The following is a 17,692-nucleotide window of genomic DNA, read 5'->3' as shown; positions in this document are numbered from 1 at the left end:
AATGAGTCAACCTATTATAGTATCGGCCTCACCGCACGTACATTCAGATAGAACATCTAAAAAACTGATGTATGATGTGGTTATCGCTTTAATTCCTGCATTTTTAGTATCACTATATGTGTTTGGAATTGGCGCATTAATTGTTACTGCGGCAGCAGTAATATCTTGTTTAGTATTTGAATATTTAATTCAAAAATATTTATTAAAATCTGAAATCACCGTTGGAGATGGTTCAGCGTTAATTACTGGAATTTTATTAGCATTTAACTTGCCGTCAGGCATCCCAATTTGGATGATTGTAGTGGGGAGTTTAGTGGCGATTGGAATTGGTAAACTTTCATTTGGAGGTTTGGGATTTAATATTTTTAATCCGGCTTTGGTTGGGCGTGTTTTCTTGTTGATTTCATTTCCAGTTCAAATGACAACATGGCCTACAGCTGTTGAAAATCAAACTGCTTTAGCAGATGCAGTTACAGGAGCTACTCCTTTGGGGGTTATAAAAGAAGGTTTAATGTTTGGAGAAACAATGTCTGAAATTGGATCTAGAATTCCTTCAGCTATAGATATGTTATTAGGTATTACCGGCGGTTCAATTGGAGAAATGTCTGCAATAGCGTTATTAATAGGAGGAATTTATTTAATAATTAGAAAAGTAATTACTTGGCACATTCCTATTACTATGTTAGTAACAATGGCTGTTATGACTGGAATTTTTTGGTTAGTAGATGGTGAGCATTATGCGAGTCCGGTAATTCATATTTTATCTGGTGGAGCTTTATTAGGTGCGTTTTTTATGGCAACTGATTTAGTAACTAGTCCAATGACAAAAAAAGGAATGATAATTTTTGCAATTGGAATTGGAGTTATAACAGTAATAATAAGATTATTTGGTGCATACCCAGAAGGAGTTTCATTTGCAATTTTAATAATGAATGCCTTTGTACCTTTAATTAATACCTATTTTAAACCAAGAAGGTTTGGTTCAAAAATTAAAGTTAAAATTGTGTAATTATGAGTAAAAAGAAAGATACATTTATAAATATGGTGGTATCATTATTTGTGATTACCATAATATCGGGATTTTCGTTAGGTTTTGTAAACGATTTAACTGTACAGCCAATAAAAGACGCGAAAATTGCCAAGAAAATTAAAGCATTAAAATTGGTGTTACCAGAATTTGATAACAATCCTGTTGAGAATGTAAAAATGATTAAATCTGATTTAGCTAAAGATAGTGTTGAGATTTACTCAGCTTTAAAAGGAGATGAAAATGTTGGGACTGCTATTATTGGTTCTTCTGAAAAAGGATTTAGTGGATTGGTGAGATTAATGGTTGGTTTTAAACCAGATGGAAGTATTCAAAATATTCAAGTTTTGGAACAAAAAGAAACGCCAGGTTTAGGAACAAAAATGAAGGAAGAGAAATTTCTACAACAATTTAGAGATAAAAATCCTACAACTTTTAAATTAAAACCAACAAAGGATCAAGGTGATGTAGATGCTTTAACTGGAGCAACAATTTCAACAAGAGCTTTTAGTGAAGCAACGCAAATGGCGTATGATATTTTTGAGAAAGAAAGTTCAACTACTCAACCTAAAAAAGATTAGTTATGGCAGAAACAGTAAATCAAAAAGACAATTTCTTAAAGGGAATTGTAAAAGAAAATCCAATTTTTGTAATGCTATTAGGTATGTGCCCAACATTGGGTGTTACTTCATCAGCTTCTAATGGATTGGGAATGGGAGTTGCAACAATGTTTGTTTTAATAATGAGTAACATTGTAGTTTCGTTAGTGAAAACACAAATACCTAGTAAAGTTCGTATCCCAGCATTTATAATTATTATAGCATCGTTTGTAACCATTGTTGAAATGATTCTAGAAGCATTTGTGCCATTTTTATATGAGCAGTTAGGAATTTTTATTCCACTAATTGTGGTAAACTGTATTATTTTAGGTAGAGCAGAATCTTTTGCGTCTAAAAACAACGCAATATCATCATTAATAGATGGTTTAGGAATGGGGTTAGGGTTTACTTTGGCTCTTACAATTTTAGGTGCAACACGTGAAATATTAGGAAGCGGAAGTATTTTTGGATTTAAATTTGTGCCAGATGATGCAAATACATTTATCTTATTTATTTTACCTCCAGGGGCATTTATTGCCTTAGCTTATTTAACCGTTTTATTCAATAAACTAACAACAAAAACAAATTAGAAAATGGATTATATTATTATTTTAATAGCGGCGGTTTTTGTAAACAACATTGTTCTTTCACAATTTTTAGGAATTTGTCCGTTTTTAGGAGTTTCAAGTAAAGTTTCAACTTCAGTAGGAATGTCTGGAGCAGTATTATTTGTAATGACATTGGCTACAATGGTAACTTATTTATTACATCAATACATTTTAGTACCTGCCGGATTGGATTATTTACGAACCATAACATTTATATTAGTGATTGCAGCCTTAGTTCAAATGGTTGAAATTATTCTAAAAAAAGTAAGTCCACCGTTATATCAAGCATTGGGTGTGTTTTTACCATTAATTACAACAAACTGTGCCGTTTTAGGGGTAGCTATTTTAGCTCTAGGATTGGATGGCGGTAGTTTGTTAAAAGCTGTATTTTTTGCAGTTTCAAATTCTATAGGTTTTGCTTTAGCATTAATACTTTTTGCAAGTATTAGAGAGCATTTAGAGCTAGCTAATATTCCTAAAGGAATGAAAGGGGTACCAATTAATTTATTGGTTGCCGGATTATTATCTTTAGCATTTTTAGGATTTACAGGATTGGTATAATTAGGTAGATAGTTTTAAAGGTGAAAGGTTGAAAGAAGTGATTTTTCTTAAACTTCTGTAACTCAACTACAAACTATGAACTACAGTCTCCTAAAAACTAAACTTTTATACATTAAAGCTCAATATATTAAAAATAACTCACTATATTTGCGCACTTAAATTTATAACCAAGGTCGAGAACCTTAAAAATTAAAAAAGAATGCCAGTAAAAATTAGATTACAAAGACACGGTAAGAAAGGAAAACCATTTTATTGGATCGTTGCAGCAGATGTACGTTCAAAAAGAGATGGTAAATACCTAGAAAAAATAGGGACTTATAACCCTAATACAAATCCAGCAACAATCGATTTAGATGTTGATGGAGCCGTAAATTGGTTGCAAAATGGAGCACAACCAACTGACACTGCAAAAGCTATTTTATCTTATAAAGGAGCTATGCTAAAAAATCATTTAGTAGGTGGTGTAAGAAAAGGTGCTTTAACTGAAGAGCAAGCTGATGCAAAATTTCAAGCTTGGTTAGATGAAAAAGCTGGAAAAGTAGCTAATAAAGTTGATGGTTTAGCAAAAGCAAAAGCTGATGCAAAATCAAAAGCATTAGAAGCTGAAGTGAAAGTAAATGAAGACCGTGCTGCTGCTGCTAAAGAAATAGAAGAAGAAGCAATTAAGGCTGAGGCTGACGCAAAAGCTGCTGCAGCTGCTGCAAATGCAGAACCTGTAGAAGAAAAAGGCCCAGAGTCTATTGACGATGCTCAAAACGCTGCAAGCGAAGAAGCTTAATTAATTTCATTCGATAATGCATAAAGAAGATTGTTTTTATTTAGGCAAAATCGTAAGAAAACACAGTTTTAAAGGTGGGGTTGTAGCCAAATTGGATACAGATGAACCTGAACTTTATAAAAATTTGGAATCGGTATTTGTTGCTTTAGGCAATGATCTGGTTCCATTTTTTATTGAAGAAAGTTTACTTCAGAAAGGAAATCAATTAAGAATTAGTTTTGAGGATGTAGATAGCGAAGCAGATGCAGATGCTATTTTAGGTTCTGAATTGTATTTACCTTTAGAGTTTTTACCTAAGTTAAAAGGTAACAAATTTTATTTTCACGAGATTATAAATTTTGATATTGAAGATGTAAATCATGGCTATGTTGGTGTTATTACTGGCGTAAATGATTCTTCGGCTCAAGCTCTATTTGAAATAAATGCCAATGGAACGGAAGTGTTTATTCCTATGATTGATGACTTTATTAAAAAAGTTGATAGAGAAAATAAGAAGATTATAGTTGAAACTCCTGACGGATTAATAGATTTATATCTTAATAATTAAATTTTAGAGAGGTGGCCGAGTGGTCGAAGGCGCACGCTTGGAAAGCGTGTATACGGCAACGTATCGAGGGTTCGAATCCCTTCCTCTCTGCTAAAAAGAAAACAAATTTTATCAAAACCTAGTAAAATATTGATTTTACTAGGTTTTATGTTTTAAGAATTAACATAAATATTCATAATTGATTTGATTTTCGCCTTTTATAGAGTTTAACTTTAAAAGTTGACAACTATGAAGATAAAAAACACTTTTTCGATCCTTTTCAGCATTAATGCTTCACAATCAAAAAACAACAAACCTGACTTATTTAAAGTAAGAAAGTAGTTACTTCACATGCAATCAAATCTAGGTTTTCGGGAATAGAGAACAATATTATTTCCTTCAAAATATAAATTGATTAATACAATGAAAATACAGCTAATAAGTTCCATAAAGAAACTTTATGGCTTTATAAATAATACACAAAGGTATTTAGTGAATTTGTGCTTAAAGAGTTTAAAACTTCTTATATCTATCTAAGAAACCTCAATTATTCTATTGTACTAACTTTGATAATTTATTGCGTTCCAATAAAAAGTTTAGAAATAAAAAATTAAAAGATAATAACACTATTATAAATCATATCCAGAGATTGCGTAAAATTTGATAAAAATCAGTTTCAAGACTGATGATAATCATTTCCTTTATTTTTCTTAATCTCTACCTTTAATTTGTTAAATGTACAAAGGTGCATTAAAAGACTAATTTAAAACATTCGGTTATGACTTTAAGAAATAAATTTTTAATTAATTTTCAAAATTATTTAATGGTGTTTGTCTTGTTATTTGGGAGCTTACTAATAAGCAGTTGCAATAGGCAAGCACGTGAATTTGCATTGCCTAAAGGAGACATTGATAAAGGAATAGTAATCTATAAGAGGTTGGCATGTAATGAATGTCATAGTATTCCAAATATTGAATGGAAGGGCGGGAAAGATAATCTAAAAATAGATCTAGGAGGTGAAGTATCATCTCTAAAAAGCTATGGAGGTTTGGTAACTTCAGTAATTAATCCTTCTCACAAAGTAGCAGCGTTATACAATCAAAAAAACTCTACTGAAGATAACTTTTCTAAGATGAAGAATTACAATGAAGTTATGACTGTTCAGGAACTTATTGATCTTGTTACTTTTCTTCAATCGGAATATCAAGTAGTATCACCACCAACCGAATACGATCCTTATTATTGAGTAGTTAAGTAACGTTTTAAAAACTGAGGAAAATCTATATTAAAATCAAAAATTTAAATATTATTAAAAGAATTTTCCAAATTTTAGGTGATTGCCAGAATTGTAACAGAAAATGAATTAATCACAAGTTAAAAGGTAATAGACTCGTTTGTAACAAAATTAACTGAAGAGCGATACATTGATTTGTTAAATACTCAGGGAAAACTATTCCAAAGAGTACCAAAGCGATATATCGCATCTTTTTTAGGTGTATATCCAGAAACTTTAAGCAGAATAAAAACTCGAATATTCAATAAAAAGAGTTTTTGTTGTTTGTAAAAAAATGATCTGTAAGCTATAATTTTGTCTTATAAAAAATAATAAAGATGAAAAAAATATTAGTAGCTGGAGCAACAGGATATTTAGGTAAATTCATAGCTCGAGAATTGATTGAAAGAGGTTATGATACTAAAATAGTCGTTCGCAATAAAGAAAAGATAAAAATTAATGTTTCAAACCTTGAAATTTTAGAAGCACAAGTAACTAAACCTAAAACATTAAGTGAAATATGCAAAGGTATAGATGTAGTTATTAGTTCAATTGGAATTACAAGGCAAAAAGATGGATTAACATATATGGATGTTGATTATCAAGCAAATGTAAATTTGATAGATGAAGCAAAAAAAAGTGGAGCAAAAAAATTTATTTACATTTCGGTTTTAAATGGTAAACAACTTAGACATCTAAAAATTTGTGAGGCTAAAGAGAAATTAGGAGATTATTTAAAATCTTCTGGATTGGATTATTGCATTATTAGACCAAATGGATTTTTCTCGGATATGGGAGAATTCCTAAAAATGGCAAAGGGTGGAAAAGTTTATCTTTTTGGAGATGGGAAATTAAAATTAAACTCAATTCATGGAAAAGACTTAGCTAAAGAGGTTGTTAATGCCATAAGTCAAGAAAAAAAAGAGATAAATATAGGTGGGCCTGATTTGCTTTCTCAAAATGATATTGCTGAGTTAGCACTTAAAGCTTATTCAAAACCAATTAAAATTATCCACTTCCCAGATTGGATACGAAAATTTACACTTTGGCTTGTTCGATCATTTACAAGTTCAAAAACTTATGGCCCTATTGAGTTTTTTATGACAACAATGGTGATGGATATGCAAGCTCCTCAATTTGGTCAAGAAAAATTAAAAAATTTCTTTAATGATGAAGTAAAAAGAACTAAGAAAAAATAAGCCCTTGTTGCATCAATGCACATTAAAGGTTGCTTATTTCAGTAAAATAGAATGCTTCTAAAATAAAAAATTATTAATTTTCAACTATAGCCATTATTTAGCTGAAACGAAAAGTGCAATTGATAGCAAATTTGTTGCAATAGGTAATAGAAAGTATGATTTTAAAAGGATTTTTCTTTTAGTTAACCATTTTTGAATTATTTGGTAATGAAGAAATTATTTTTAAAAATGAAATTAAAAATATCATTTTATAAGTAAAGAAGTTTACTGGTTTTAAATATATTTATGTAAAGATTAGTATAGTTAAAATGTTAAAAACGGCAAGTAATTTAATACATAATAATACGCCTTTAAATTTTTAGCGCTATTTCATTCCAATACTCTACGATCTATAAGGGATCCAATTATACATACTTGTTTAGAAATTGAATATTTTTTAAAGGAGAAGATTGAAGAAATTAACAGTTAATGTTATTATGATTGTTACAATTACAAATAATAGGTTTAATCATTTTTTGCGTCTCACTCATAGAGGTTAATCGATTTGTTCTTTGGTCTATGCATTTTGGGCAGGCTGAAAAGAGACCTAAATCCCAAACATCGGCAAAAACACGACCAGATTGGAGATTAATACCATATTCTAGAACTGTCTCTAGGGATTCTATTTTTGGTAAACTAAAATCACCTTTTTTTAATAAAACCTCCATAGCTCCATTCCCTGCTCTAACAGGAATAACTGTACAACAATCAATACCTACTTTAAAAGCATAATTTATTGATTTTTTAGCCCAATAAATACCTTCTTCCTCTGAAGTGAAAGGAGGTTTTAAAAGAATAAATGCCCTAGATTTAATATTGTTCTTTGTAAGAAATTGAACAGCAGTTGCAAAATTATTTAAGGTCATTTGTTTATTTAACTGCATCAAAACTTCAGGATGAACTGTTTCTAATCCAATAGCAATTTCAAGTTTTGGCTTTAACAAATCTCTAAACTGTAAACATTTTTGGTTGATTAATTTTGTATGGCTTTCAACAATAACTGTTTCAAAATTTTGTAGTAAATCAGCTATTTTTTGATAATCTTTTTGGGGTATAGCAGCTTCATCAAAAAAATTACCACTATTATAAAGTTTTATATGTTTTGCCTTTGGCATTTTAGAGAGCGCCCATTCAATTTGAGTAGGGATGGCTCCTAAAGGAACTGGATTATCTGTTGTGTTTTTCCATAAATCACACATTAAACAATGAAAAGGGCATTCTCGGTTGGTTAAAAAAATAATCGCTGTATCTTCAATTTCTCCTGAAGAAGTTAATTCTTTTTCAACCAACCAAGCATAGGGCACTAATGGATTAACCTGGTTTTTTTTACCACGATGAGAAACTATCCATTTTGTGTCTATTACTGCTCTTTCATTTTTACTCATACTTTGATAGGAACTCTTTTCTGTATGTAATTTCTTTCTCAGGGAAATGTTTATTAAAATTATCTTTTGATGCTACTCCATGTTGAAAACGTCTTTTTTCAAAAATTGGCATTTCCATTCCGGTAATGGCTTTTACACCCTCAAATACAATTTGACCTTTAAGGTCATATAATTTTTTATGATCCCAATCGGTCATATCAATATATGGTACACCTTCAGAAATTTCAATTACATTTGGCAGCGTATATGGACTAAAACCTTCAAAACCTAACAAATCTGCAGGTGAAAATGTTCTCATGTAACCTCTACTTAAACCTCCTGAATATGTTAAAGAATGTTTTATAGATTCTACTCCCCATCCTTCATGATACAACATTAAATTATTTAGAACACTACGAATTGTTAATTCAGGATTATCTTCTATTGGATAGTCTTTTAAGTTTTCATCTCCACCATCTCCATCAATTATATATTTCCAATCTGGATAACGAGATCGAACACCTTGTAATAAGGATAAATTCATTGTTGCGGATTGAATATCTAATGGTTTATAATCTTCCACTACAGAAATAGCCTCTTTCCAGTTTAACGCCTTATAATCCAACTCAATTGGTTCTAAAAACAATTCAAGATCTAACTTTTGTAAAAATTTTCGTGCTTGCATTAAATCGGCACCATCACCATCAATTGAAAGTGTAAACGCTTTTAATCTTGAAGGACTTTCACCCAATTCTTTTAATGCATGATACATTAATAAAAAAACTGAACCACTATCAATACCTGCAGAAAAAGTAACTCCAATAGGGCCTTCTGTAGCTCTATATTGTAGCCATTTTTTTATTTCTTTATAAACGGCTCCTATATAATCCGCTCCAATTTGTTTAATACTATTTGGAGCATATTTGTTTCGTTCAGGAGTAAAAAATCGTGTATAAATTGGGTTTGGGTCTGGACAACCTAATAACTCTATTTTAGTTATGTAATGTGCAGGAGCCATACGTGTATAAGAAGGGTGAAATTGATCGTCCATTCCTTCTTTTTTTAGATAATCAAAAATAACATCTATTCGTTCAGCAATAATTAATTGTGGTCCAGCAGCTCTTTTGGCAATAAAATATCGAATTGGACGCCCAATAGATCTTGCCATACGAATTGTTTTTTCTTCTACAGATATAAGTGAAAACTGACCATCTATTTTACGAACAGCTTCAACATCTCCAGATTTCACAATATTTACGGCCTCTTCATGCGTCATATTATAAATAACATTCTTTTCAGGATTTGTAAGGTCAATAACCTTACTCACATACATGCTATTATTTTTACTTATTTGCTCTATATCCATTATTACTTATTTAATATTTTTAATTACTGAATTGATAAAAATACTATTTTATTTTATAATTCCAGTTCCTTTTTTAATTGTTATAAATTGATTAGCGTTTACATTCTCAAACATTTCTTTTTTTCCATCTAGCCAAACAATTTCAATCTTGTTAACAATTTTTTTATTTCCAAGTCCAAAATGTAAGCGAGGCTCACTATTTGATAAATATCCAGTTGTCCACTGATTAACAGAAACTTGTTTTTTTCCTCCTGAAACTATTGAAACCTTAGCCGCTATGCCAGATGATAAACCATTTTCACCTAACAATGTAATAGCTAACCAATTATTTTTATTTCCTCCATCATTTCTTAATAAGGCAGCATCAGCTTTTAAATCAACATGAGAAATAATAACATCTAAATCTCCATCATTATCGTAATCTGAAATTGCCAAACCTCTTCCAGAACGTTTTGTTGAAAAATAAGAACCGTGGTTTTGACCAATATCTTTAAAATTTCCTTTCCCATCATTTTCTAACAAAAGAGGGTACTGTAAAATTAATTCTTCAGCTGTTCCATTTGCAGAAATAATATCTATATCTCCATCATTATCAAAATCCAAAAAAGCCGTTCCCCAACTTCCTTTACCTGCCATTGGAGTTGCAATTCCACTTGATTCAGTAATATCTTTAAAAACGCCATTCCCAAGATTTTTATACAATGCACCATATTTTAAGTCCGAAACTAAAATATCAATTAACCCATCTCCATCTACATCTCCAATAGTTGCATGCATGGAACCTGTAATATGGCCTTTACTATTTGTAGCTATACCAGTTCCAATTCCAACCTCTTTAAAAACACCGTCATTATTTTTAAACAAAAAATTCATTTGATGGTCATTTGCCTGAAAAATATCTAAATCGTTGTCGTTATCATAATCATAAACAGTTAACCCCATGCATTTAGAATCTGGAAATAATAGCCCATTTTCTTCAGTAACATCTTTAAATTTCCCATTGGCTTGTTGCTCGTATAACATTGATGCTTGTCCTTTATATTCAGATGGGTGAGGCATCATTCCAGGTGTTTGGGTAGATATATATTCGGGATCAAAGGCAAGAAAATTCCCAACCATTAAATCCATTCTTCCATCTTTATTGTAATCCCAAAAAGAAGTTCCAATACTCCATTTTGTGAACCCGTTTAAGTCATCAGGTCCTTGTAACCCGAGAGAAGCTGTAATATCACTAAAAGTTCCATCTCCATTATTGTGATAGAAAATATTTGGTCCGTAATTTAATAAGTATAAATCTTGAAAACCGTCATTATCCAAATCTATAGCTCCTGCAGCCATACTCCAATTTTTATTATCAACACCCGCTTTTTGAGCAACTTCAGTAAACGTTCCATCGCCATTATTTTTATACAATTTATTTGAAGTACCCTCAAACTTTTTACCCTCTGGTTTTGAAATTCCTTCAAGATACGTTCCATTCATCATATAAATATCCATCAAGCCATCATTATTGTAATCAAATACAGTTATACCTGAGCCACTACTTTCTAAAATATTCTCATAACTATTATCTCCAAAAGTGTAATTGAAATTAACACCTACTTCTTTTGCTACATTGGTAAAAACAACTTTATTATTCTGAGCCATTAAAATTGTTGAAACGCTCATTAATAATGTAATACAAATAATTCCTTTTATTTTCAATCTCATTCTTGTTTATTCTTTTTTATTAAATTGCGATAATCATCCATTTTTACGATCCTAGTATTGTATTCTTGATTGTACTCTTTAAGATTAGAATTATTAGGGTAAATATCATTTTTTGAAGGTGGATAAGACTCCATTCCATGGAAAGGCAATGGAAGTACTGTTTGTCCAAAAGAAGTATTAATATCTCCATCTTTTACCCAACCAACGCTATGAATTAGAAAATCTCTTTTCCAACCAACTTTTAACTTTGGAAAGTTACTCACACTAAAGTTAAGCGATGTTTCATCACCTGCATTTGAAATAATATATTTATTATCCGATTCCTTTAAAAGCGGAAGTACATCACCATACCGGGTATAGTTACCTGTTAAATCACGCCATTTTTTTGTTTTATCTACATCGTAATAATCAAACCAGTGAGGACCGTAACGACCTCCTTTTTTATAACTATGCGAAAAGCCTCTATAATGTATTTCTGCATTGTCTGGATTTAACTCGGTTATTTCCATTGGCACATTTGGATTTGAATTTGAGAAAAATATCTGATTCCAATATATTTCCATATTCGTTTTAATTTTTATTCTATGGTCGTTTGATAGAAATTTCCCCGAAAGATCTGCTATTACTGTTTTATCTTTACCCATTGGAAAACCAAGATTTTTATCTACCGTTTCCCAATTACCTTTTTTATTTACTACTTGAATTACAGGAAAAGATACTTTTAATTTATCTGTTTGTGATAGTGCTACATTAATACTAGCATCTGAAGGAAAAATCCATCCATTTAAAAATATAAAAACCTCCTTGTTGAAGTCTAAATTTCCTGGATCCAAAATAATTTCTTGCATTTCAGTTAATCCCTGATATTTTTCAAGTTTAAAATCTGACAAATACTTATCATCTTTTTCAGTTATAAAAGAAAGAACATCATTGCCATATAAATTTTTAGCAGAAACTGGTGTGTGTTTTTTATAAACTTGTGTAATATCTAACCCTGGAAAAGGAGGGGGTGTAAATTGTTCTGGAATAAATACATCAATTGAATCGGGATGATCAACTGCAACTAATTGAACTTTGTCCATATAAATAGTTTCCCACAATTCTGAAGTGATTTTTAAAGAATACATTTCATCTTTAGGTTGAAGCATTTCACCTGGGATTTTAATATAATCATCAGAAGCATCTGGAAATGCATGCAATGTTGTACCACCCATTATTCCAAGAGGCATACCTAATGCACTTCGCCACGTAATATCTTTAACAAAAACATATTCACTTCCATTCCAGGTATATAAAAATGGACAAGAACCTTTTAATACTTGAGATTCAATAAGTGCTTGATCTGCATCTGGCAATAGCATATTTTGAGGAACACCATTTGTCCAGGTTATTCTAATAATATCAACTTTAGCCCTATGACCTAAACCAAAATACACATTTGGATCTGTAACTACCATAGTTTGATACAAATCTCCAGCTCTGATTTCAACTTTAGCACCTATTCCAAAATAGTTGTTTTTTGCACTACCGTTTCTTAATCCAACAAGTTTCACATTAACATAATGGTTAATACTACCTCCATCGTTTCTCAAAAGAAAAACACCTCCATCTAAACCTGTTATTATTAAGTCTAAATCTCCATCGTTATTGTAGTCTAAAAGCGTAAGTTGTTTTGCGGATTTTGTATCTTCAGGCAGTAGATGAGAAACATTTGAGAATTCATTTTTCCCATCATTATGAAATAATTGTAGACCTCTTTTACCCGTAATTTCAGATTCTCCAGCAACAATAATATCTAGAAAACCATCATTATCAAAATCAAAAAATTTAGAATCATATGCTTTAACACCTTTAAGGGAGTTTTCCATTTTTCCAGACTTTTTCACCTTTTCAAATTTTCCTTCCCCTTTATTTTCGAATAAGGTTCCCCCGTCTTTTAAGGAGGTAATAAATAAATCTAAAAATCCATCGTTGTTGTAATCACCAACAGAAACATTACTTGAGTTTAGATTATCCTTTATCCCACTTTTATCTGTTAAATTTTTAAAACGACCTTCTCTTTGATTTGAAAACAGTGAAGCACTTTCATTAGAATTAATTACCAACAAATCAATATCACCATCATCATCAAAATCTCCAAAAGCAGCATCAACTGAATTTGAATTAGCTTTTCCTGAAAAATTAATAGTATTTGAAATGTTTTTAAATGTCCCATCTCCATTATTTCTATATACAATATTAAAACTTGAAGTTGTTTTAAATAAATCTAAATCACCGTCATGGTCATAATCAAAAAATAAAGCTTTGTTTCCTCCTTTAGTGTCAATCCCTGCTTTATCTGTAACGTTTTTGAATGCTCCTTTACCTTCATTTCGGTATAAGATATCTCCGTTTTTTCGAACAATATATAAATCTAGAAAACCATCATTGTCATAATCTACAAATTTGGCAAAAGTATCTTCACCGGTATGATTAATTCCAACTTGTTCTGAAACATCATTAAACTGAACCATGTCATTATTAAAAAGAAAGTGTTTATAGGTTGAAGTTGAAGCATCAAAACTACTTACATATAAATCAAAATCTCCGTCACCATCATAATCTGCTGTTTCTACCTGAGTAGAATTTAACGTCTCATTTTTAGATTCATCTTTAAAAACTGGAACAATTTCTAAACCTATTGGTGCTGTTATTTTAACAAATTTAATTACATCTAATATTGATTCATTTTCTACTACCTGATAGGGGGCGTGGTTATAAGTAATTAAAGGAAATCCTATAGATGATCCTCCAGGTCCTTTTAAGTCTTTTATACCCGACTGGTACGGAAATGTAACTTTTAAATAATTTTGAAAAATAGTAAATTGCACCAAAGCATTTTCTTTATCCTTTTTCTTCAAAAACTGAAGTGTGTTATCATAAAATTCAACAGCTTCTTTTGGGAATTCTGGAAATTGTTTTTGAATAATCTCTAGTTGATTAATTGCAGCATCAGTTTCACCATCCTGAATAAAAATAGTTGTTAAGTCTAATTTTGGAACTATATTTCCTGGGGCATTTTTAACTAGTTTAAGAATATATAATTTTCGTTCTTTACGAGAAGATTCATCATTGTTTAATGAATATAATTCCGATAAATTATATAGTATTTTTACGTGAGAATGATCAAATTCAAGAGCTTTTTTAAGTTCTTGCTTGGCCTTTTCATTGTTGTTCTTCATCTGGTAAACAGTTGCAAGCATTAACCTTACGTCTGCATCCTTAGGGTCTATTTTAATTGCTTTTAATAATTGTTTTTCAGCCTCAATATTATTCCCCATTCTCAAATAGGTTAAACCCAGATTAGCATAGCCACGTTTTTTATTTGGTGCAAGTTCAATAACTTTTAGAAACTCATTTTTAGCTAATTCAAGATTAAATTCTTCAAGATAAGCAAGCCCCAATGTTTGAGCTGACATTAAATCAAGTTTAACTTGCTTAGGGTCTTTTTGAGTTTTTTTACAACTAAAAAAAGTAGTTGAAATAAGAATAAATAAAAAAGTGATGAATATTTTTTTCATAAAATCAAAAATAAGAAATAAAAAGGTAATTTACCGTACAACTTTAGTGATAAAAGCATTTTTAACTTCTAACAAATTGACTTCACCTTTGCGATTTCCATTTTGATCAAATTGAATATTCCCTGTAACACCATTGTGATTAATAATTGCTAAAGAATGCAGTATTTCTTCCTTATTAAAGCCAGATTCTGTAATTGCCTCAATAATAATATTGGTTGCATCATAGGCATAGGCTTCTATCAAACCAGGTTCTTTTTTAAACCTTTTAAAATACGCTATCTTAAACTTTATCCATTTTGAATTTGATGATAAATTGGCATCAATAGAAATTGTATTTTCATAATCTTTAGAAATAGTTTTATTAGCTCCAAAATATAATGAAGGGCTGAAAATAGGTTTATTTATTTTAAGTTTTCTAATGTGATTTACTATTTTATTAGTATCTGAAGAGCTTCCAACTATAACAATACCATCAAATTCTACTTTCTTTAATTGCTCAGAAAGATTACTGAAATTATTAGAAGCGTTGGCATATGAAAGTTGAACCATTTTTGGCAAACCTTTCTTTTCTGAAATTTGAATAAAGCTATTTAAAAATTGATTTGAATCATAAGAATTATCTGAAATTGAAATAATTTTCTTCAGTTTTCTATGTTGATATATTTCATTACTTATAGAGGTAGCCTGTTTTTCAGTATTAAAAACACTATTAAAATACCAAGGCACAAAAGCTTTTGAAAGGGTAGGGTCGGTTGCCCAAGCCGACAAAAAAATAGTACGTGTTTTGGCTGTAACCTGCTCAACTAAATGTGCATTGCGCCCATCATGAGATCCTAAAATAGCATAAACATTATCTTGAAAAATTAAATCAACAGCCTTTTTAGCCCCAGTACCCCATGGACCTTCCATTGATTGAGTTACCAAATTAAATTTGTTACCATTTAATCCAGGCTTTAAGTTGGCTTGCTCAATGGCCAATTCTGCCGCATATTTCGCGTTTATATGACTCTCATCATTAATTAATAATCCAATATTTATGGTTTGCCCCTCAACTTGTTTAGGTACATTTAAAAGAATAATAAATGTTATTATTCTTAATAAAAAAACAGAATTAAATGAATTCATAAATACTAATAATACAATTTAATAACCAACTGATTTACTAGAATGTCTTTTCATTTTGGGTGTAGAAGAATAATTGAATTTTCCATTTTTCATTTTTGCTATAAAAACATCTCCAATGTCATTCCAACTTCCATCTAAAATAATCTTTCCTGTAACGCCTTCATAGCCTTGAAAAGTTTCTAAATCTGTTAGTACATCTCTTATTAAAACTCTATTTAATCCAACTTTTTGAATTGCTTTAATAATCAGATTCATTCCATCATATGCATGAGCAGCAAAAGCATTTGGCTCTTGGTTGTATTGTTTAATATAATCCGCTCTAAATTTTTTCAATTTTGGATTATCAGCATCCGGATTATAAGGGCTAGTAGATACAATTCCTTCTGCATCTGAGCCTGCAATTTTTAAAAATTCTTCACTTACAACTCTATCTGAAGCAAATATTGGTAATGCCATACCCATTGCTCTAATTTGTTTCACTATAAGCGCTGATTCCTTTGCATTTCCCCAAATTAGTACAGCATCTGGTTTTGATCTTTGGATATTTGCTAATTGCATTTTAAAGTCTTCTTCACCTTCATTAAATCGCTCCTCAATCATCATTGGGTGCCCTAATCGAGTAGCAACTTCTGAATACTCCATAATACCCACGCGGCCATAACGACTATTAGTTCTAATTACAGCCACACGCTTATGCTTCTCTTTATTAAAAATATACGAAGCTAACGCATAACCACTTTGTCTATCATCACTTATAACACGAATCATCCAAGGAATACTTGTTTCTGTAAAAGTAGGATCTGGATCTCCTGTGCAGACCATCATTATTTCCATTTTTAATGTAGCTCTTAAAGCAACATGAGATACAGTATCATCAATGGAACCTAACCAAACCCATACTTTTTCACCATCCATTTTTACAACTTCATTGGCAGCAGCGCCCCATAAGCCAACATCATTATGAATCATTAGTTTATATGGAATACCGTTATAGCCATCTTTTCTGTTTGCCTCTAAAATAGCTAAAGTTGCTCCGTTTAACATTTGTTTCCCTAAAGGAACAATAGGAGAACCATCTAGAGGACCTAAAAAACCAATTCGAACTTCTTTTATATCTTTTGGCGGTAGTTTCTCGCGACCTGCTCCATAAAATTGAACAGGCTCGAGAAAATGATATTTATAAGCCTTTTGAAAATTGTTATAAGGGAAAAAATCATCTGGTGTATTCCCATACATAACCTTTTTTTCTTTTTTTTCTTGACCAATTATTTTTTCACCCTGAAACATGAAAAATAAGATGAAAATTCCAAATACCCAGTAGTGACGTTTCATTCTTTAATAGTTTATTTTGATTTGCAAATTGCGTATACTTCTATTTCAACCAATAAGGTTTCCCAACATAATCTTACTTGAATTCCCGTAGCAGCTGGTAAAGGATCCAATCCTAACCAACGGTAAAATGATGTGCGTATTTTATTGAATTCATCATAATCTCTTTCTATATCTCTAAGGTAATTTGTTGTTCTAACTACATCATGCCAAGACATTCCTTCAGCCTCAAGAAGATTGGTAATATTAACATAGGTTCTCCATAATTGAGCTTTAAAATCTCCTATATGTTCAGGTTTCCCTTCATCATTAACACTTGCTGTACCAGAAATTAATAGCACTTTATAGCCTCCTAAATCTAAACGTAAAGCTCTAGAAAATGAAGATGGTTTTTCATAATTATAAGCTTCGTTAAGTGTATGAGGTACATTAACAACATGCTTTTCAATAGGTGGTCTTTCGTCATGAATTGAAGGGAATATATTCTCACTAATTTTATGATCTTCGGTTAAAATTCCCAATTTTTTCATTTCAATAATTTCTCCATCAGTAAGTTTTGATAGATCAATTAACATCTCTTTACTATCTTTTTTATCTACTATATCATTCATAATTCTAATGTTTTGTT

General features: G+C 30.8%; 15 protein-coding genes and 1 tRNA gene. 9 read left to right on the top strand and 7 right to left on the bottom strand.

Features of this window, described 5'->3' with window-relative positions; all coding sequences use genetic code 11:
• The first annotated feature begins 1 nt into the window (after position 1).
• From DAD81_RS13550 to DAD81_RS13505, 9 genes are all read left to right on the top strand, one after another.
• Positions 2–1,009 carry an RnfABCDGE type electron transport complex subunit D gene (locus DAD81_RS13550; RefSeq protein ID WP_111709069.1) on the top strand — a complete coding sequence of 336 codons (1,008 nt, stop codon included), beginning with the start codon at positions 2–4 and terminating at the stop codon, positions 1,007–1,009.
• Positions 1,010–1,011: 2 nt separating this feature from the next.
• On the top strand, positions 1,012–1,608 hold the full coding sequence (locus DAD81_RS13545; RefSeq protein WP_111708819.1) for an RnfABCDGE type electron transport complex subunit G: 597 nt from the start codon (positions 1,012–1,014) through the stop codon (positions 1,606–1,608).
• Between the two features lie 2 nt (positions 1,609–1,610).
• Entirely contained in the window at positions 1,611–2,216 is a 606-nt protein-coding gene (locus tag DAD81_RS13540; RefSeq protein WP_111708818.1) for an RnfABCDGE type electron transport complex subunit E, read from the top strand.
• A gap of 3 nt (positions 2,217–2,219) precedes the next feature.
• The gene (locus tag DAD81_RS13535; protein WP_111708817.1) at positions 2,220–2,795 is read left to right on the top strand and encodes an electron transport complex protein RnfA; all 576 of its coding nucleotides are present in this window, start codon (positions 2,220–2,222) and stop codon (positions 2,793–2,795) included.
• A 199-nt stretch (positions 2,796–2,994) separates the two neighbouring features.
• Complete coding sequence (locus DAD81_RS13530) at positions 2,995–3,573, top strand: 30S ribosomal protein S16 (protein ID WP_111708816.1); 579 nt, start codon at positions 2,995–2,997, stop codon at positions 3,571–3,573.
• 16 nt (positions 3,574–3,589) lie between these two features.
• Positions 3,590–4,120, top strand: coding sequence for a ribosome maturation factor RimM (gene rimM / locus DAD81_RS13525; RefSeq protein ID WP_111708815.1), 531 nt, complete (start codon positions 3,590–3,592; stop codon positions 4,118–4,120).
• Between the two features lie 5 nt (positions 4,121–4,125).
• Positions 4,126–4,210: transfer RNA gene (locus tag DAD81_RS13520), tRNA-Ser, on the top strand.
• A 667-nt stretch (positions 4,211–4,877) separates the two neighbouring features.
• Positions 4,878–5,345 (top strand): cytochrome C, encoded by a 468-nt coding sequence (locus tag DAD81_RS13515; protein WP_111708814.1) that lies wholly within the window; start codon positions 4,878–4,880, stop codon positions 5,343–5,345.
• 365 nt (positions 5,346–5,710) lie between these two features.
• Positions 5,711–6,571, top strand: a complete 861-nt coding sequence (locus tag DAD81_RS13505) for an SDR family oxidoreductase (protein ID WP_111708813.1) — start codon at positions 5,711–5,713, stop codon at positions 6,569–6,571.
• 458 nt (positions 6,572–7,029) lie between these two features.
• Here the strand turns inward: DAD81_RS13505 and DAD81_RS13500 are convergent, their stop codons facing one another.
• From DAD81_RS13500 to DAD81_RS13470, 7 genes are read right to left on the bottom strand one after another with little or no spacing between them, the layout of a single operon-like run.
• Positions 7,030–7,995: a radical SAM protein gene (locus DAD81_RS13500; RefSeq protein WP_111708812.1), complete on the bottom strand. Its 966-nt coding sequence runs from the start codon at positions 7,993–7,995 to the stop codon at positions 7,030–7,032.
• Positions 7,988–9,340 carry an asparagine synthase-related protein gene (locus tag DAD81_RS13495; protein ID WP_218939715.1) on the bottom strand — a complete coding sequence of 451 codons (1,353 nt, stop codon included), beginning with the start codon at positions 9,338–9,340 and terminating at the stop codon, positions 7,988–7,990. Before DAD81_RS13495 ends, DAD81_RS13500 begins: the two co-directional genes overlap by 8 nt.
• 48 nt (positions 9,341–9,388) lie before the next feature.
• Entirely contained in the window at positions 9,389–11,050 is a 1,662-nt protein-coding gene (locus DAD81_RS13490) for a CRTAC1 family protein (protein ID WP_111708811.1), read from the bottom strand.
• Positions 11,047–14,610, bottom strand: a complete 3,564-nt coding sequence (locus DAD81_RS13485; protein WP_111708810.1) for a CRTAC1 family protein — start codon at positions 14,608–14,610, stop codon at positions 11,047–11,049. The genes DAD81_RS13490 and DAD81_RS13485 overlap by 4 nt, the downstream gene beginning before the upstream one ends.
• Positions 14,611–14,640: 30 nt before the next feature.
• Positions 14,641–15,735 carry an ABC transporter substrate-binding protein gene (locus DAD81_RS13480; RefSeq protein ID WP_111708809.1) on the bottom strand — a complete coding sequence of 365 codons (1,095 nt, stop codon included), beginning with the start codon at positions 15,733–15,735 and terminating at the stop codon, positions 14,641–14,643.
• Between the two features lie 18 nt (positions 15,736–15,753).
• The gene (locus tag DAD81_RS13475; RefSeq protein ID WP_111708808.1) at positions 15,754–17,067 is read right to left on the bottom strand and encodes an ABC transporter substrate-binding protein; all 1,314 of its coding nucleotides are present in this window, start codon (positions 17,065–17,067) and stop codon (positions 15,754–15,756) included.
• 11 nt (positions 17,068–17,078) lie between these two features.
• Positions 17,079–17,675 (bottom strand): Rid family hydrolase, encoded by a 597-nt coding sequence (locus tag DAD81_RS13470; protein ID WP_218939713.1) that lies wholly within the window; start codon positions 17,673–17,675, stop codon positions 17,079–17,081.
• Positions 17,676–17,692 lie beyond the last annotated feature (17 nt).

Source organism: Lutibacter citreus (genome assembly GCF_003260195.1).
Lineage (GTDB): Bacteria > Bacteroidota > Bacteroidia > Flavobacteriales > Flavobacteriaceae > Lutibacter > Lutibacter citreus.
Note: the sequence above shows the minus strand (reverse complement) of the source record. Positions and strands in the feature narration are given on the sequence as shown.